This is a genomic window from Asticcacaulis sp. (genome assembly GCF_051954415.1).
In the GTDB taxonomy this organism is placed as follows: domain Bacteria; phylum Pseudomonadota; class Alphaproteobacteria; order Caulobacterales; family Caulobacteraceae; genus Asticcacaulis.
The window spans coordinates 17,246-36,221 of the sequence record NZ_JBQCHT010000026.1; the positions used below are offsets into that span (position 1 = coordinate 17,246).

Below are 18,976 nucleotides of genomic sequence, written 5' to 3' on the forward strand. Positions count from 1 at the left end.
TCGAGGGGTCAGGCCGCCCTCGATACTGGTGACGCAACGCTTACTTTTACGGTTAGCCCTGGCTGGCCATCATGGCCTTCGCCTGGGGCGACAGGGTCACGGTGGTGGCCGGGCCGCGCGAGGTTTCGGCGGCTTCGGCGGCTTTCGACTTGCCGGCGTCATTGTCGCCGTCATGATCGGGATCGACACGCGCGACGGGTTGCGACGCGGGTGTCGGGCTATAGGCGCCAACCGCACTGATAGAGGTCATCTGGATATCCTTTCGGTAAGTTCTTTACCCTGCAAACAAGGGCCAAGGCCCTGTGGCAAATGGATTTGCCACAGTTGAAAGATGCGCCAGCACCCTTAACAACCTATTAAATTTCAATGAGTTGTCAGGAAAGCAACATCACTTAAACGTGCGCCTTACGAGGTCTGGCCAGCGGCGGTGTCATGGGATTATGGCCGCTTTGTCAGAAGTCCCGCGACAGGCTGATCCACAGGGTGCGCGGACGTGGCGGTGTCTGTTGCGGCGTCAGCCCCAGACTGAACGGATTGCCATAGGCGAAGCTGTTGCCATCGGCGCCCAGCGCATTCTCCAGTCGCAGGTTTAAGCGCATCGTGTCCGCCTCCAGGCTGGTATAAAGGCCCAGTTCGGCATAGCCGCCCATTTCAATATTTTGCAGCGGCCCAAAGTTTAGATGCGAGCGACCGCGCCAGGTCAGATCGGCGCCGGTATGCCACAACGCCCCGCCAAGCGTCCGCTGCCAGTCCGCCGACAGGTTGAAACTCTGCCGGGCGATATAGGGCAGTCCTGCATCCTCATTGGTGACAAAGTCTGGATTTGGCCGGGTCAGGCGCGGTTCGTTGATCAGGCCGGCCGCCTTGAGCGTCAGGGCCGGCACCGGCGTCCATGTCGCTTCAACCTCAAGGCCGGTATTGACGCCATTGCCGATATTGACGGTGACCGGCAGGCCATCCGCCTGCAACTGGTCGCTTTGCAGATCGCGCCAATAAGCCTTGAACAGCGCCATATCAAGCCGCAGGTTCACCGCCGGAAACCGCAGCTTGGCACCTAGCTCATAGGCATTGAGCTCATCGCCGGCATATCGCGCGGGGACCGCCGGTGTGCCGTAGAGATGCGTGGTATTGAAGCCGCCGCCGCGATAGCCTTCGCCCGACTGAAGATAATAGGTGGCGGTATCGTTCGGCCGGTAACGCAGGGTCACCTGATGCGACAGACGTACTGTTGAGGCACGGTCGCTTATCTGTTCGTCATGATCGCCGCTGACGGTTTCGGTATCGATATGGCTGTCAAGATCATGCCGGGTGCCGGTCTGGCGCAGGCCCATCACGGCGGTCCAGTGCGGCGTCAGGTCGTAACTCAGTTCGCCAAACGCCGCCAGGGTGGTGATGCGGTCGTGGCGCTGCTCGCTGTAAAGTGGGCGGCGCGTACCCGGTTCGGACAGTCGCGGTGTCAGCCGCTCGGTACTCTGGGCGGAAAACACCCCTGCCAGCCAGCGCAGACGATGGTTTGACGGCGATACCAGGGTCAGTTCACGCGTCGTCAGTTCCACTGCCTGGGCCTGGTCGTAGATGAGCCCTGCCGTCGCCGGCAGACCGTATTGCCCCGCCAGTGGTGAGGCGTCATAGCGGCTGTCGAGATGGTGATGCAGATGATTGAGCGACAGCTTCAGCGTCCCCAGTCCGGTGCGCCCCTGCAAGCCGAATGATGCCTGGCTGAAATCGTTGTCGTGCGGTTCGCGGATGGTCAGGTCACGCGCATAGGCGCCGAGATTGCCGGAGACGTACTGGCTGTCTTTCGCATTGATATGTTGGGTCGCCTGCGAAGCGGACACCGACCAATCGGCATTGACGCGCCAAAGCGCCGAAAAACGTGATCCGAAGCGCTGCACACTGTTGATATGGGTTTGCCCGGTCGAGAGATCGCGGATATAGCCGCCCGCCTCGTCACTGTAGGCCACGACGCGGACACCGAGACGATCTTTGATGATGGGCAGGTTGAGAACGCTGTCCCAGCGGCTGGAGGAGGCGGCCTGATCACTCAAACCGACGCCGGCGCCCACACTGCCGCCAAACCGGCTCAGATCCGGCGTCCGCGTCACCAGGCGCACCACGCCGGAGATCGAGCCCTCGCCATAGAGCGCGCCCTGCGGCCCTTTCAGCACCTCGATCCGCGCCATATCGACCAGAAGCAGATCAGGATCTGGCGCATTATAGGTGATCGGCGCGTCATCGAGGTAAAGCCCGACGCTGGACTGGGTGCGGCCGGTGAACACGCCATCCGACAGGCCGCGCAACAGGATTTTATTACGGCCGGCGCCGAGATTGGTCAGGGTCAGCCCGGCGGCCTGAGCGGCGACATCGGACAGGTCACTACCTTGCCGCGCCAAGGCATCAGCACCGATGACGCTGATCGCCGAAGCGGCCGTCGCCGCGTTCTGAAGCCGGCGGTTGGCGATCACCATGACCTCGGTTGGCGCTTCCGCCGGCGTCGCTTCGGGGCGCCGCACAGGCAGGCGCAGAACCGGGCGCGGACGCAGTTTGAGCACGAAGGTGTTGGCGTCCGGCTGATCGAACCGGCAATGGCTGCCGCGCAGCAGCCGATCAAGGGCCGCCCGCGCAGTCATAGCGCCACGAATGGCTCGCGGCGGCGCGGCACACAGGGCGGGATCAATGCCACCGATATTGCTGCCGGTCTGGCGGGCCAGATCGACCACGGCCAGAGACAGAGGCTCGGCGGGAATATCGATGGGGACTGTCTGCGTGGCCAGGGCGGGCGCCGCCACCACCAGTGCGCCGAAGCTCACAAGGCTAAGGCTTCCGGCGCAGGATAATCGCCTTGTCGCTCTCGGTGGCCTCGACCGGCAGGAAGTCTTGCAGGTGACGAACAACCGAAGCCTCCGAATCGAGGGTGAGCACTGCCGTGACGTTCAGTTTGCCCGTTTCGGCGTCAACCACAATCGGTTTATCGAAATAACGATTGAGATCACTGACCACATAGGCCAAAGACCGGTTGCGGTAAACCGCCTGTCCGCGCTGCCAGTCGAAGCCCGGCCCCACCATGATCCTGGAACGCTCTGCCCGTCCAGTCTTTTCATCGATGACGGCCTGGTTGCCCGCGCGTAAAACCCTTTCCGGTGCAGGGGTTTTTGACGTTTCTCCCGCCCGCAGCAGAGCCACCGCCCCGCTTTGGACCGTCACCGTGACCGCGCCATCATGCCGCAGCACATCGAACACAGTGCCGACATCGCGCAGTATCTCATCGCCGGCATGAACGCTCAATGGCCGATCTGCATCATGGGCCACATCAAGCGCGACCTCGCCCTTATCGAGCACAATATCGCGTTGCTTGCGCGCATAGCGTACTTCAAGCCGGGTGGCGCTGTTGAGATGCAGTTTGGTGCCGTCATCAAGAGCAACTTCGCGCGTCTGGCCGGTCGCGGTCTCATAGATCACGGGCGCCTGCGTGTTCCACAGACCGGGCAGCAGGGCCAGAGCCGCCAGTCCCGCCGCCAGGCTGCCAGCGATCAGCCACAGGCGGCGCGACGGCGCGGCCGGCCTGCTGATTTTCCCGGCACGCGCGATGGCCAGATCAACTACGGTTGCTGTTGTTTCGTTTACGGGCATCTCACCGATCCAGACGCGTTCGGCGGTGTCATAAGCGGCCAGATGCGCCGGGTCGGCCTCCAGCCATTCGCTCAGAGCGATAATATCGTCATCCGACATGTCGGAGGCGTGCACGCGCACGACCCAGGCAATGGCCTGGTCCTGAAGCGTCTGCGTCCTGATAGCGTCGTTTGACATGGTTTAGTCTGGTTCCGGCTGCGGTTTTGTTTGTACCTGTCATAACGACACCGCCGCGAGGGGAGCATCGTACAGGCCAGGGCGATTTTCTGCGAAATATTTGCATCATCGTGGCGATTTTGAGGCTCTTTCAGGGGCCGGGGCCAGCGCGCGCCAAGGCCATAAGGGATTTCAGCGCCGCGCACAGGTGCTTCTCGACCGTGCTTTTCGAGACGCCTAGCTTTTGCGCTACCTGCGCCTGATTTAGCTCTTCAAATTTGTGCAGGCGGAAAATATCGCGCGTCCGCTCAGGCAGGGCCTCGACTCCCTTCATGACCAGCGCCAGTTGCTGACGCGCCGCCAGGCGGGCTTCCGCATCGGGTTCATCGACAATGACATCTTCACCGATCGATTGGCGAACCGTTTCATGCCATTCGCCATTGCGGCGCCGGTCGCGGCCTTCGCCACGCAGGCGATTCAGCCAGATATTATTGGCGGCGCGAAACAGGAAGGCGGAGGGATTATCGACGCTGTAATCATCCGGCTGCGCGGCGATCTTCAGATAGAGTTCCTGCACGATGTCTTCCGCCACGCCGGCGTCACGGGTACGCGCCGTGAAATAACGCACCAGCAGAGTCCGCTTTTCCATATAGGCGCTGAGTAAAGGCGAAGTCATCGAGCCCGGCGAACCATTAGACACATTGCTATTATATCGCTTGGCCTTGAAAAAAGGTCAAAATGTGGCTCATCCCGGCCCCCGCAACAGGCTTTGAAAAAAAGCCGCTGCATGCTTTACGACTTTACGACGCGGGCGGTGTCCATACATCAGCGCCGCTGATATCGGCCGTGGCCAGTCCTGATTTCAGACCTAAAAAGGATAGTAATGACATCTCCTGTTTCCGGTCCCGCCAACCTGTCTTCGGCCTGGGCCATGACCGGCGCCAGCGCGCCCATGCCGCCGGCCAAACGTATGTCCGACCTCTTCGCCAAGATCGACACCCAGAGTAGCGGCAGCATCACCAGGCCGCAGTTACAGACGGCTTTCCAGACCCTGAGCCCGCCAGTGAACTTCAAAGCCTATGGTGTCGACAAGACCTGGTCCGCCCTCGATCCGAACAACACCGGCAGCGTGTCGAAGGACACGTTTGTCTCGACCATGACCGGCCTGATGACGTCTCTTCGCGGCTACGCCGCCTCCCAAGGCGGCAAATAGATAAGGTCAACAGCCAGCCGGACCGTCCCGGCGGCTGACGAGAAGGAATGCCGGTCGTCAGGCCACCGGCATTCCTTTTCCCCAGTCCAGGAGCAGGCAGGCGCCTTGCCTGAAGCGAAGCGGATTTAGGATATAGTTATGCGCGCCGACCGGGAGTCAACCCGCTATTCGGAAAACTGCAACGTCAACTTGTCCCCATTATAGCTGGCGGTTTTTACCGGACTGGCTTCGCTTATGCCGGCGGCATTGCCTGGCGCGGCGATTACGACGTTAAAGGTGCGCGACTGAACCAGCCCAGGAAAAGTCCCCTGACGCTTTCCGAACACCAGTGTCCTGGCTTTGTCATCCCAATGGATATCAACCGTTGCCCGCGCGCCCTTCTCGTAGGCGTAGGTTTCATTGTCATCTTCATAGAGGGTGAAGCTGGCATCGGCGCCCGGATAGATCCTCAGTTCATAGGGCGCTCCGGGGTTTTCGGTGGCGTACTGAACGACCGGCCCCATGGGGACGATAGATCCCGCCCGGACATAGAGCGGGAAGCGATCGAGCGGTGCATCCGTTGAAGCCGTCTGCCCGCCCTTGAAGGCTTCATTCGTCCAGAAGTCGTACCAGTCCGATCCCTGCGGCAGGTAGGTTTCGACGCGGGTGTTGATCGCGGGCGTGTTTGCTTTCAGCGCGCGCAACTCAGCCGGCGTGCGCCACGCCAGGCGCAGGCTTCGCTCGCCGCCGCCCTGGAAATACTCGATCCTGACCGCGACCTGTTGCCCCTTGTGCAGGCTGACATTTGCGCCCTTGTAGCGCTTGGCGCCCTGGGACCAGTCTTCCACGACCAGCTTGCCGTCGAGGAAGAGGCGATAGCCGTCGTCGCCCTCCAGGCCGATTTCATACGTGCCCTCTTCCGGCGCGGTGACAAAGCCTTCCCAGCGGGCGGAGAAGTTGTCCAGGCTCTCCAGGCCGGCCGGAATTTCGGCCAGCGGCGGTCCGGGCCAGCGGGCATCCAGGGTCGCATCAACGACCTTACCTTTCGGCGTGTCGAAATTGATGCCGGCAAAATATTGCCCGGCCAGTCCGGTTTTTCCATCGGCGGTGTGGAGCGCACTGGCGGGAATGGTCTCGGCCGGCGGATCCTGCACATGGTACATCGCCCGTGTGACCGGGTGGACGAGGAAAGACGGCCCGAACATGAAGGCGTCGTCGATGTCGTGCGTCGCCTTGTCATCCGGAAAATCCATAGGCAAGGCGCGCATCAGGGTCGAGCGGTTGGCGGTGACCTGCCAGGCCTCGCTGTAGATATAGGGCAGCAGCCGGTAACGCAGGTGCACCGTATCCAGCAGCGACTGGTACATCTCCGGGTTCAGGTCTTTGAAGATATAGGGTTCACGCTCGATACTGGTGCCGTGGACCCGCATGATCGGATTGAAGGCGGCAAACTGGAACCAGCGGGCGAACAATTCCTGATAGGCCGGATTGTGTTCACCGCCGGGGAATTCATTGACAAAGAATCCGCCGGTATCCTGCGTCCAGTACGGGTTGCCGGTAATGGTCACATTGACGCCGCCGCTGATCTGTTCACGGAAGGTCTTCCAGTTGGCGAAGATGTCGCCCGACCAGGAGGCCGCCGCCGTGCGCTGGGCGCCGGCCCAGGCGGAGCGCGTCAGGGTGAAGACACGCTGATCGCTGGTGGCGCGCTCACCGTCATATGTGCCCTGCGTCGTCATCAGCGAATAGGGATTAAGGTAGCGGGTGAAATCGCCCATGGCGTTCACGCCCAGCCCCTTGATATCGCGGATATTTTCCTGCGCATCCCAGGCGGCCGATCCGACTTCGACCTCGGTGCCGTCCATCCACAGGGCGTCAACGCCCTTATCCAGCAGGCCCTTCTTGATGTATTTGAAATAGATTTGCCGGCCGAGCGGACTGTAGGCGTCGTAGACCCTGGCCTTCTTGGAAATCCAGTGCAGCGGCGTAAAGCGCAGATTGTGCGCGTCGAGTTCGTGCGCCAGCTCGGTATCGTTGCCGATCGATGGCCAGATCGATACCATCAGCTTCATGTGCAGGTCATGTATCTCACGGGTCATGCCCTCCGGATCGGGATAACGCTCCGGATTCCAGATCATGCCGCTCCAGGTGCCGTCGGTGTCGCTGCCCCAGTATTGCCAGTCCTGAACGATGTAATCGAGGGGGAACTGTTCCTTGCGGAAAGTGTTGGCGACTTCGACAAGCCGCTTCTGATCGCGGTAGCGTTCCTTGCTCATGAAGAGGCCGAATGCCTGTTTCGGGAACATCGGCGCATCCCCCGTCAGCCCGCGATAATCGGCAACCACCTCATCCAGCGAATTGCCGGCCATGAAATAGTAATCGACACCGCCCGGCGCGCTTTCCGCCCACAGCGTGGCCTTCCCGGCGTCATCCTTGAACCGCATCTGGGAATAGGTGTCCCACAGAATGCCGTATTTTTCGCTGGACACCATGACCGGAATGACGATCCCGACATTGGTCTGCACCAGCAGCAGATCCTGGTTACGGCGGTTGAGATGGCCCTGATCGACAAAACCGAAACCGTAAATGCCTTCGTCCGGCTTGAGGGTGAAACTGTTGCTGACCTCATAGGTCGGCGCATCCGATATGGTCTTCTTCTCGACCATTTGTGGATGAGCGGCGTCCTCGCGCGTGAATACGTGCCCGTCCGGTCCCTTGAACGTCAGGGCGCCCGTGGCGGTATCGATATCGATCTGCAGCCGGTCACTGCGGATCGACGCCGTGCCGCCGGACCGGCTGATCTTGAAATCGATATCATCCGGCGCGTCGGTGACGACAATACTCGGCTGCGTCCAGTAGTTTTCACCGAGGTTGGTGTTCACACGCACCGTGGTCGGCGAATAGAATATGACGCTCTTGGTCATGCCGCCGACGCGGAACTGTACGCCGTTCTTCAGGCGGACCATATCAAAACCGGCGGCATTCGCATTGGCGACCTCCACCATATGGCCGCGGCCATCGAGACCGGTAGGCGTTTCCGCCAGGCCGGCGGAGGCGACGAGCGCCAAAGCCGAGACAGCCAAGCCTAATGTTTTGAGTCGCATGTGTTTCTTCCCTTTTTCGCCGTCGCCCTGAAGGCCCGTCTTTTATTTATTCAGCAGGGCGGCATTGCCCCAGGTGACCACGGTCGGCGTCTTGTTTTTTCCGCTCTTGCCGCGCGCCACCAGTTCGACAATCCGGACGCCGGTGACATCCGCCGTCACGGCCTGGGCCGGCTGACCAAAGCGCATGGCCTTCGATGTCGCCAGCAGCTTGCCATCGCCGTAGACCGAGAAGGTCACGTCGTCTTCGGCATCGAACGTCGAATCATCCACCCCGACCTCGGCGGCGAAGCGACGGAACTGACCGTTGGCCTTGACCTCCAGCCGGGAATTGGACAGCACGCCGAGGCCGGTCTCATAGGCCATACCATTGATGCGCAGCATTTGCCGGAAGGGCGTGGCGTCGGCCTGGGCGCCGCCCCAGCCGGTATAGGCCGGCGGCTCACCCGTATCGGTCGTCCCGCCCCAGGGCGTGATCATACGGTGGATCGTCGGATCGGGTTGCGGCGTGACCACGCCGTCCACCGCCGGGTTCACGCGCCCGGTCATTTCCGACAGGTAAAGCCCATCAGGCAGGCTTCGGGTGCCGGTGGCATCAAAGATCAGCGTCTGGCGCGGATCGAGATGCAGACGGGTTTCGCCGCTGAAAGCCGGCAGGGCCTGGCCGTCCCACAGGTTCCTGAGCGCAACCGGCGCCTTCCCGTCAAATTTCAGGTGGTGCGCCGTCAGTGTGACCTCGGCGGGCGCCAGTCCCCGGTGGAAGCTGGCCACCGCCTTGTGACCATTGGCAACCGTCTTGACCAGTATCTGGATGTCGTCGGTGTCGTAGGCGAGGACGGCCTGGTTACCCGCCGGATCCTGATCGACGGCGATGATGTCGCTGTTGCCCAGGATATCCATGAGCGGCTGCGGCGCCTGCCGGAGATCATAGCCGATGAGTAGCGGCGCCGACAGCATGGACCACAGGGCAAAGTGCGACCTGGCCTCGGTCAGATGATGTTCGTCGAAATCGCCGTGACCGATAAACAGCATGTCCGGATCATTCCACGAACCGGGATGAGCATAGAGCGACCGCCCGACGGCGCTGTCGAAATTGGCCAGCATACGCGTCCAGCTCGGGGTGATATCATCGCTGGTACGCGAAAGGTTTCCCACGTCTTTGGCCCAGGCGCGGACATCGGCCGAGCCCCAGGCGCAGATCGAAAAAATGTAGTCATTATCCGGATTGGTGTGGTGAAGCGCGTCCGCGACCTGCTGGTAAAGCGCGCGCACGGCCGGAATGTCGGTACGACGGATTTCCTTTGTATCAATCAGCGGATCGAGCGCCCGGTACAGGCCGGATTTAACCTTCGCACTATCCGCCCCGAAAGCACGAATGCCGCAGGCATCGACCTTGATATAGTCGAAGGCCCAGTCACCGAAATAGAGCTTGATGTCCTGATCGATGTGACCGTACAGGCCGACCTCGCGCTCGGCGACCGTGCCCTCCGGCAGGTTTGGCGTATCGGGGCCGCCGAAAGCCTGCGAACAGTTGTTGGCGCCTATATCGGAATAGATCCCGGCCTTCAGCCCCATGGCGTGAATGCGGTCGGTAAAGGGCTTAAAGCTTGTCTCTTCGGCACCGCCCACGGCGGCAGAGGGGAAGATCGCCGTGCGCACGATCATGCGGCCGTCCGAAGCCCGCCGCTTCAGCCACCAGCCGTCATCGATATTGATGTAGCGGTAGCCCTTGGCCGCCAGCCCGCTATCCACAATGGCCCTGGCCGAATCCAGAACCTTTTGTTCGGTGACATCCGTATGGAACGCGTTCCACGAATTCCAGCCCATGGGCGGCGTGGATGCCTGCCCGGTTGCCACCGCCGTCCAGTGACCAGCCGGCGCCAGCGGATCCGGCGCGGCATTAGCGACGCCCGCAAACAACCATACTATAGCCAGCCCCGTGGCAAGCCCTTTTCCAAATCGCATGACGTCTCTTCCCAAAAATTCAATTTGTGCCCGTTTTTTACCGGCCCGCCTAATGTTTCAGCCGATACGGATTTACCGCGCCCTCGATGGACACATTTCACTGACCGGGTCAGCTCCGGCAACGGTAATCAGGGCCAGCCGGTAAGGCAGCTTGAGATAGTCCGGTTCCTGGCTGTCCGGGTCAAGTCCCTGATAAAGAAATTGCAGCGGCCGGCACGGATCGATCGACAAGGTCTGATCGAAACCTGAACGGATCATTTCGCCATGCGAGACGCCCTGCGACCAGGTTTTGCCGTCAAAGCGAACATTGCCCGCCCCGGCAAAAACATTCATTGAGTCGCCGACTGGGCTCCATTCACCATCCAGGCGATCGCTTTTCCATACCCGGAAATACCGCCCTTTGGGCCCTATGGCCTCGACCAGCGTGATGTAGTTTTTCGTACCCAGAACCCTGTAGGTATTGCTGGCTTCAAACACATCGTCCCGTTGCCCGGTCATTACGCGGGTCGTGTTATGGAAGCCGGCCGGGAAGGCATCGAGCGTTGTTTCGGCGCGGAAGAAACTGCCATTATCATTGGTGAAGAAAAGATAGCACTTCGCGTCATCGCAAATGACCCAGAAGTCCAGCCAGCCGGCCTCGCCGTTCGGTTGCCTGACCACATCCGGAACGGTGTCGAAGAAGGGTGTGGGCGTGCTCCACGAAAGGGGATCGCTGATATCCGAACTTGTGGAGTACAGCGGGTCGCCGCCCTGGTAGACCATGTACCAGAGCTTTCGGGGCGCGAAGTAAAAGACCTGCGGCGCCGCGCGATAACCTGGCCCCATCGGCGACTTGTCCAGCGGTACGATCGGCGACGTTTTCGCCTGCGACCAGTCGGAGAAATGGGTATAGGCCAGTCCCCACCCGTTTGTCCCGGCAGTAGTCATGAATACATGATATTGGCCGTCGTAAAAGACGACCGACGGATCCTTGACGCCGTAATAGGTTATCCCCTCGCCTTTCGGCGGCACGATAAGCGGCGGGCTGGAGGCCCAGTGAAAGCCTCCGCCCGCATCTGCCTGCGCCAGCCCCGGCAGTATGGCGAGCGCGATGAGGGCGGAAATGACAGATTTGCGTTTTTTCATAAGGGCCTCAAAAATCCAGGGTCAACCTGACTGTCAGCGTATGTCCAGGGTGAAGGGGGATGCTGGCAGGTCCGCCCCGTCATAGAGATTGAGGTAAGGCACATCAGCCCATCCGAAGCGCACCGACCTGGCTTCGGCGCTGCCTTCTGCCGGTAAAATGACCGAATTGCCCTCGATATGGGCGCTGGCGAAGTGACAGACTGCCGCACAGACCTCGAAGCCCAGTACATCCTTGCCACCATAGGCGCGAAGCGAACCATTCACGCCCTGGAATTCGACGACCAGATCATTGCCGCGCCGATAAACGCGCTCCGGCCGTGGCCCCAGTTTCAGCGGCTCGCCATAGGCCACCTTGCGCGCGGCCAGGGCCAGTCTCAGCCCGACCTGGCGTTTTTGCGTCGGATGAATATCGAACCGGTCGCCGACATCATAGCTGACCGCCATGCCGACATGCGGATCATCCTGCTCCAACTGGCGCTGGATATCGCGGATTTCGGCCCAGCCGGAGGGCAATGGCGTATCCTGGGGCGTACCGAACGAACTCAACTGCACCACCAGGAACGGCAGGTCAGGCGATTGAAAACGTTCTCGCCAGTCTTTTACAAGAGTCGGCAGGAGTTTGGCATATAGTGCGCCCGCGCCCGCATTGGCCTCGCCCTGATACCAGGCCACGCCCTTGAGCGTATAGGGAACAACCGGCGCGATCATGCCGTTATATAGCACGGCGGGCGCAGCGGCTTCCGACCAGGGCGCCGTCGGCGGCGCCCCCACCGTCTTGATATCGGCGCCGATATGATAGCGCCACTCTGCCGGCAGGGCGACCGTCGCGCCGCTGTCCAGCGTCAGCGTCCGTTCGGCCGGTGCGCCGTAAAGGCCGCCGCCGCCGCCCGAATCCAGCACGCGCACGGCAATGACGTTTTTCCCCGCTTTAAGCGCCCCTTTTGGCAGGGTGTAATGTCGCGGCAGGTTCCAGCCGTCGGTCGATCCAACCCATGTGCCATTTACCCAGGTGGTGTCGGAATCGTCGATCGGCCCCAGGTCGAGCGTCACGGCATGAGCGGCCTGATCCGCGGTCAGGGTGATCGTCTGGCGATACCAGACGATGCCGTCAAAGGTTTTCAGATCCGCGACGCCGCTGTTTTCCCAGACGCCCGACGGTACCAGTGTCGGCCAGTTCGTGTCGGCAAAGCCCTTGCCCGACCACTCGCCGACCTGGCGGTAGTCCGGGTCGTGATCGCGCCACCAGGCCTGTGTGTAGGTCTTCCAGTAGGATTGGGCGGCCTGCGGATCAACACGGTACAAATCCTCTACTTTAAGCGCCTCGCGCATCTCGTCAAAGGTCGCCAGGCTCTCGCGGCTGATCCAGAGCTGTGCCGCCGTGCCGCCCCAGGACGCATGGATCATGCCCTGGGGCACATGCAGGGAGTCGGCGAGTTGCCGCGCCATGAAATAGCACACCGCCGAGGTGTCGGCGGCGGCCGCCGGCGACGACACTTTCCACTGCGTCTCTTTGGCAAAGCCGGTGACCGGCGCCGCTTGAGAATTTCTCGGCACATCAAAGATGCGCAACAGCGGGTCCGACGCCCCGGCCACCTCGCCGGCGCCATTATTGGCCGCCTTGAGCGGAAATTCCATATTGGACTGGCCTGAGCACAGCCAGACATCGCCGACCAGGATATCGTTAAGGGTTTGCGTATGGTCGTGCGTATCCGAAACCGTCAGCACATAGGGACCGCCCGCCGCCTGTTGCGGCAGGGAGAGTGAAAAACGGCCCGAGGCATCCGTTTTACCGCTGGCGCTGGCCACTATGCGGCTGCCATCGGACAGGGTCAGGCTGACTGCTTCATTCGCCGGCGCCTGCCCCCAGACGGCCACGGGCTTGTCGCGCTGCAGGACGGCGTGATCGCTAAAGACCGGCGCCAGACCGAAAGCCCCCTGTGCCTGGGCGCCGGAAGCGACCGCCAGGGCCAGCAGGCTGACAAACATCTCAGCCGCAAATCTATGTGTCATGGGACGAATTCCTCTGATGTATAACTTGTAGCCTGCCCGCCTGCGGAGGCTGACGGCAGCCGTGTTTCATCCAGCCGGGTGAAGGTTTAAGCGATTTAGCGGCTGGGTTCAAAACCGTTCCGGCGCACCTGCGCGATCAGCCTTGCAGTACTGGTCGATGAAATCCTGGTGCGAAGGAACCGCCTGCGCCGAACGCATGATCTCTTCGCGGCGCGATTTCATGCCGTTGCGGATCTGCTCCAACGGATAGAGATCAGCCGCTACGGCGTAGCGCTCTGGAACGACGCCGTTGCCCAGCAGGATGGCGAGCCAACTCGGCTCCATATAGGATTCGAGATCACCGAGCGCGATTTGCCCGCTGGCTTTCCAGATATCAAGCTTGTGCCGGAGGCTGTCGGGTATTTCGATGTCGCGGGACGCCGCCCACAATGGCTCGGGCCGGCGTGAGAGGTAATAGTGCGCGATGATGAAGTCGCGTATGCGCTCGAGTTCAAGGGTGGTTATCCGATTATATTCGTCACGCAAAACGGGGTTGATAGTCCCCTGGGGGAAGAGTCGAAGCAACTTCAACACCCCCGTGACGATCAACTGCAGTCCGGTTGATTCCAGTGGTTCGAGGAAGCAGGAGGCGAAACCAATCCCAATACAATTGCGGTTCCAGAACCGTTTGCGATGCCCGGATGTAAAGCGGAACACCCTTGGTTCAGCCAGTAGTTCGCCGTCGAGATTTCCCAGCAAGACGTCGCGCGCCGCGTCGTCGCCCCAGATATCCGAATTATAGACCATGCCATTGCCATTGCGATGTTGCAGCGGAATGGTCCAGCGCCAGCCCCCGGCATGGGCGGTGGATCGCGTAAACGGCATAAGCGCGCCAGTACGCTTCGATGGGGCCGCTATGGCGCTGTTGCAAAGCAACCAGCGCGACCAGTCAACAAACGGCGTTTCCAACGCCTTACCCAGCAATTCAGACGCAAAACCCGTGCAATCCAGGAACAGGTCGCCGGGAACCTTAACCCCATCGGCAAGATGGATTGCGGTAATATTGCCGGAGGCGCCATCCAGATCGAAGTGCGTCATCTTGCCTTCGATACGCTGCACGCCCAGCCCGGTGGCCATGTCCCGCAGATAGCGGGCGTACAATGCGGCATCAAAGTGATAGGCATGGTGATAGCGCGAATTCTGCGGATCACTGGGCGCAAAATTGTTATTCTTTGCGACGGCGTAGGCGAACGAGTAGTCATCGATCGGACGTTCATCGCCGGATTGCCGCAATCTCAGCCAGTAGTGGTGGGTCGATACATTGTCAACGTGGTGACCATAGTCGCTGAACGCGTGGAAATGCCGGTTTCCGGCAACGCCCCAGTCGCAAAATTCAATACCCAGCTTGAACGTACCCTGGGTGCTGCGAATAAAATCATTTTCGCCAATCCCAAGCAAAGCGTTGCAATGCGTCAGAATCGGAACCGTCGCTTCCCCGACCCCGATGATGCCGATTTCCTCGGATTCAACCAGAGTGATGCGGATTCGACTGCGATCCGTCCTCTTGGCGAGCAGCGCGGCTGCGATCCACCCCGCCGCGCCCCCCCCCAGTATGACGATTTCCTGTTGCTGTACGCTATTCATAACACACCTCGCCATGACTGCACCCGACGCCATGTCTGGCGAAGGGGCTTCAGGCTTATACGGTTTGGATCCGGGCAAGCCGCCTGCGCCTGTGCCCATGCCTGCAATAAGCGGCCGGGAATGATCCGGCCGCCAGACTTTATTTTAAAAAGGGAGGGCGCTCCGCGATGAAGCGCCCTCCCCTTAGCCGGTTAGTAACGTGCCCGAATGGTGACCTCGTAGCGCTGATCACTGACGTTATAGTCGTACGGCTCGAACACGCCAGGCACTGGCTCCTGAAGCGTTCTCGACTTCGTGTTGGTGAGGTTGTTCGCGTTGAAGGAAACGGAAATCTCGTCGTTCACCCGATAGTCAAAGCCCATATCCAGGTAACCGGCCGCTGCCATGTAGGCAGGGACCATATTGTACACCGGATAGGAATGGGCGCTGTCAAAGTTGGTCGGGCTGGTGTTGAGGACGTAGGGGTTGCCGCCGCTTGTCGCATAGGACAGCGGATTGACGTTGGTCGACAGCAACGCCTTGTCGCGCCAGTTGTACGCCAGACGGAAATTGACCTTGTCACGGCTGTACAGCAACTGGATGTTGTAGGCCCACTTCGACAACCCGGCGTAGGGGAGCTTGGAGTAGGTCTGCGGCACCGTGCCGTCCGGGTTGAGGCCCGGCAGGGCCCCGCCGGCGGGAGGTGGGGTCAACACGCTGTTGGCCTGCTGGGCAGGGTTTCGGCTGTCGATGTAGGTCACGTTGCCATCAAGGCCAAACCCGCGAAGCAAACCGGGGAGTTGATCGAAGAATGTGCGCCCACCGAGCTCAAAGCCCTTGATATAGGCCTTCTGCTCCGACGTCTTGTTCTGCAGGTAGAGCCAGGGAAGATCGAGTGTTGTCGCGGTCCCCGGATCCGGATCCCCTGCATTGACCGGAGGGGTGTCACCATTGGCGTAGGCCAAAACCGGGATGGGAAGGTTGTTGGCGATGAACGAATAGAACACCGGGTGATCCTCAACCTGCTTGGCGAACAGATCGAAGTACAGGAAACTGGACGACGACGGATAGTATTCGAACGTCAGATCCTGGCTGTTGATCATGGTCGGCTTCAGATTTGCGCCCCCACCGTTAACGGAAACACCTGTGAGAATCGAAGGCGCCTGCGGATTTCCGGCAGAAACTGATCTGGCGGAAATCGAACCGCCTGCGCGGATATCATTGAGATTCGGCGGAGCAGACGCCCTCGATGCCGCAGCGCGAATGATGAACTTATTGGTTACGTCGAACTTGATGTTGAACGAAGGCAGGATACGATGGTAGCTGTAGTCGCGGGTCTGCATGCTATACCCAGGAACAAACGAATAGAGCGTCGGGAAGACCGGCGATGAATTCGGATCAGCTGCCAGCGCCTGCTGCGCGTTGTAGTAATCCAGGCTGTCCTGCAAGGTCAGAGCAAGGTTCGCGGCATTCGGCGTTTGCAGCAGACCGCTCGCATGCAGGGTTTCGCTGAACGAACGAATGCCGATATTGCCCGAGAACGCCGGAATGAAACCGAAACCATCGTGCGCAAACTTGGCCTGGATATAGACCGCATTTGTGGCGATGTGGCTATTGGTCTTGTTCAGCCCCTGATCAATATACTTCGTCCAGTAGTCATCCGCTGTCCCGTTAGCGATCTGCCCGTTATACGTCGAGAGCAAATGATACCAGTCATAACTCTGCATGAGCGATTGGCTGGGGACGAGAAGCTGGGCCGGAACAGCCGCTTCACCACCAAAGAAATTCTTGAAGGTGCTGATTTCATAATCTGACGACGGGACATTCGTATTCGTCAGATATAGTATATTCCCCGCGCCATAAGTCGGGTCTCCCGGATGCGATCCCCACGGATTCCCGAGCCAGGACTGACTCAGAGGCGCCCAATAGGTTCCTACAAAGTCGTCGTTCTCGTCACGCGTAGCGGAACGACCGCCGAAACTGATGCTGCGCAGGAATCCATCATCACTGACCTGGTATTCAACATCGATGTGGGCAGCGACCATCTCCCCCTTGTTATCGGGTCTGTGATAGCCGAAATTGCTGAGATACGCGCTGCTTTTATCGAGCATGCCAGTGGTGGAAAGACCAGACAACACTGGCAGAGCCCCCGTCAGGTCAACGTCCATTGACGTCACTAACTGGCTGGTCTGAGCAAGGCCAACAAAAAACTGTTCCCCGGTCGAGCTGGAATTGACATATTGCACACCACCCCGAACCGCCAGACGGTCTGTGGGCGTCCACATGAAGCTCTGCGAAATATCGAGCGTGGAACTTTTGCCGTGCGTGGCCGACGCCCCGCCGCTCGGATTAAACGTACCCGCGGGGCCACACTGCACCAGACGCTTACCATCCCAATCCGCAGGGGGATTGTTCGGATCAATACCACTGTTGGCCGACCAGTCCCACTGAAGCGACGACGCGGGACTGCCAAAGACGCCGCCGCAATCCATCATATAATAGGAGGGGAACCAGCCGTTCGCCGCCTTAAAACTGTCGCTCGCGGTCGTATTCGACCAATCCACCGAATTGCCGGTGGACCCGACAGTGAGGCTACCCGCGCGCAAAGCGCCATTGGCGTCATACTCAACCGGGGTGCCGACCTTGGGCATAACGGCAGATGCCGCCGAGGGGGAAGACCCTACGCCACCGCTGTTGCCCCAACTATCGTCGTTGTACTGCGTGTAGAACACCGTGTTGGTCAGCGTCAGGTTGTCATTCGGCTTCCACTGAACGGCCTGATAGGCGCCGTACCGTTCGCGCTTACTCGTACTGGTACTCCAGTTGAACGAGCTGGGAACAAAAGCCAGATGATCGTCACGCGTGGAAGTCGGCGCGTATTCGCCGAACATGGCACCAACCTGCAAATCGCTGCTCTGCTGGTGCAGAGCGCTGTAGGCCACATCCCACAACACGCCCACTTCACCGAATTTGGTGTCGAAACGCTTGGAGAACATGGCGGAAACACGGGGCGAACCCTTGTTTACCTGGCTGCCGTAACTTGCACCGACGGTGAGCTGGCGCTGGGTCTCCTTGAAATCGAAGGGCAGATGGGTGCGAAGATTGATCAAGGACGCCCCGCCTTCAATGAGGTCAGCACGTGACGCCTTGTAGACATCGACACCCGCCATCAATTCGGGCGTGACTTCGTTCCAGCTGATGGCGCTCGCGCCATTAGCGCTGAATAGCTGCTGGCCGTTAAGCATACTCGAATTGAAGGGAAGACCGCGCACAGTGACGCCCGTACCCTCGATCTGGAACGCGGTGCTGCCTCCGTTAGCCCCAGTGAAACGGGATATCGACACGCCCGACACGCGTTGAAGCACTTCTGTGATCGAATTGTCTGGCAGCTTGCCAGCCTCGTCGGCGACGACCGAGTCGACGATCGTGTCCGAATTCTTCTTGATCTGGATCGCCGACTGCAAGGCTTTCCGACGCGCCGTAACAATAACAAGCGTATCGTCCGCGGCCGCCTTGGCTTCAGGCGCGCTGTCATTTCCGGTCGCAGCATCCTGCGCCATCGCGGACACGCCCGTGACCGCCAGAACAATGGCCGATACGCTTGCGCCCAATAAAATCCTACTCGTGAGCTTTTTCATTTTCTTCCCTCTGATCCGAAACTGACGCTGTCGCCGCTTCTTATTCTTCGTGGCAGCCGCGCCGCCATTTGTAGGATAATAGCCTTGGCATTTTTAATTCAAGAATAAAATTGAATTTTATATAAGAAACGTCATGATTGTTGCGCCTTTGACACAAGGCGCCGTCTTCATAAATTTCGGAAAAAAGCCCCTCGCGCTGCGGAGCGAGGGAGTCGGGGAGGAAGCGCAATCGGTTGGGACGATTTGCGCCTTGTTCACAAGCTTGCTCGAAACGCGCCGCAGCAACCTGACAGGACTCCAGGCGCCAAGCTTATTGTACGACAATACACCCGTCCGGCAATTTTATCAAATATAATTTTATTTTTTGCTTATAAAATACATTTGAGCGCCGAAATTCAAGGCGGCGCCGACGGCCATAACCCATGTAACTAATTTAGTTTATTCACATTTATGTGCAGAAAATGCAAAAAGACAGGACCACCTCGCACATCGCCTATAAAATGGCTAAGTCGTATTTTGCCACGAAACACTTTTCTAGTTGCCTCTTTCTTTTGAAA

The 18,976-nt window shown here is 59.8% G+C and carries 11 protein-coding genes; 1 reads left to right on the top strand and 10 read right to left on the bottom strand.

All coding sequences use genetic code 11. From position 1 onward, the window contains the following. Positions 1-52 precede the first annotated feature (52 nt). The 4 genes from ACTHND_RS09320 to ACTHND_RS09335 all read right to left on the bottom strand — a co-directional run bounded on the left by ACTHND_RS09320 (position 53) and on the right by ACTHND_RS09335 (position 4,462). A complete protein-coding gene (locus tag ACTHND_RS09320; protein WP_440177672.1) occupies positions 53-250 on the bottom strand; it encodes a hypothetical protein in 198 nt (65 codons plus the stop codon). A gap of 202 nt (positions 251-452) precedes the next feature. After that, positions 453-2,810 (bottom strand): TonB-dependent receptor, encoded by a 2,358-nt coding sequence (locus tag ACTHND_RS09325; protein WP_440177673.1) that lies wholly within the window; start codon positions 2,808-2,810, stop codon positions 453-455. 4 nt (positions 2,811-2,814) lie between these two features. Beyond that, complete coding sequence (locus ACTHND_RS09330) at positions 2,815-3,807, bottom strand: FecR family protein (RefSeq protein WP_440177674.1); 993 nt, start codon at positions 3,805-3,807, stop codon at positions 2,815-2,817. 130 nt (positions 3,808-3,937) lie between these two features. Further along, positions 3,938-4,462: an RNA polymerase sigma factor gene (locus tag ACTHND_RS09335; protein ID WP_440177675.1), complete on the bottom strand. Its 525-nt coding sequence runs from the start codon at positions 4,460-4,462 to the stop codon at positions 3,938-3,940. 207 nt (positions 4,463-4,669) lie between these two features. On the opposite strand from ACTHND_RS09335, the gene ACTHND_RS09340 reads away from it, so the two are divergent. Beyond that, the gene (locus ACTHND_RS09340) at positions 4,670-4,999 is read left to right on the top strand and encodes a hypothetical protein (protein WP_440177676.1); all 330 of its coding nucleotides are present in this window, start codon (positions 4,670-4,672) and stop codon (positions 4,997-4,999) included. Positions 5,000-5,163: 164 nt separating this feature from the next. Here ACTHND_RS09340 and ACTHND_RS09345 read toward each other — a convergent pair whose 3' ends face one another. The 6 genes from ACTHND_RS09345 to ACTHND_RS09370 all read right to left on the bottom strand — a co-directional run bounded on the left by ACTHND_RS09345 (position 5,164) and on the right by ACTHND_RS09370 (position 18,419). Continuing rightward, the gene (locus tag ACTHND_RS09345) at positions 5,164-8,082 is read right to left on the bottom strand and encodes a TIM-barrel domain-containing protein (RefSeq protein ID WP_440177677.1); all 2,919 of its coding nucleotides are present in this window, start codon (positions 8,080-8,082) and stop codon (positions 5,164-5,166) included. 42 nt (positions 8,083-8,124) lie between these two features. Continuing rightward, positions 8,125-10,044 carry an NPCBM/NEW2 domain-containing protein gene (locus ACTHND_RS09350; RefSeq protein ID WP_440177678.1) on the bottom strand — a complete coding sequence of 640 codons (1,920 nt, stop codon included), beginning with the start codon at positions 10,042-10,044 and terminating at the stop codon, positions 8,125-8,127. 72 nt (positions 10,045-10,116) lie between these two features. Then, positions 10,117-11,169 carry a non-reducing end alpha-L-arabinofuranosidase family hydrolase gene (locus tag ACTHND_RS09355; protein WP_440177679.1) on the bottom strand — a complete coding sequence of 351 codons (1,053 nt, stop codon included), beginning with the start codon at positions 11,167-11,169 and terminating at the stop codon, positions 10,117-10,119. A 33-nt stretch (positions 11,170-11,202) separates the two neighbouring features. After that, positions 11,203-13,179 carry a sialate O-acetylesterase gene (locus tag ACTHND_RS09360; protein WP_440177680.1) on the bottom strand — a complete coding sequence of 659 codons (1,977 nt, stop codon included), beginning with the start codon at positions 13,177-13,179 and terminating at the stop codon, positions 11,203-11,205. 108 nt (positions 13,180-13,287) lie between these two features. Beyond that, positions 13,288-14,802 (bottom strand): tryptophan halogenase family protein, encoded by a 1,515-nt coding sequence (locus ACTHND_RS09365; RefSeq protein ID WP_440177681.1) that lies wholly within the window; start codon positions 14,800-14,802, stop codon positions 13,288-13,290. Positions 14,803-14,993: 191 nt separating this feature from the next. Continuing rightward, a complete protein-coding gene (locus tag ACTHND_RS09370; RefSeq protein ID WP_440177682.1) occupies positions 14,994-18,419 on the bottom strand; it encodes a TonB-dependent receptor in 3,426 nt (1,141 codons plus the stop codon). Positions 18,420-18,976 lie beyond the last annotated feature (557 nt).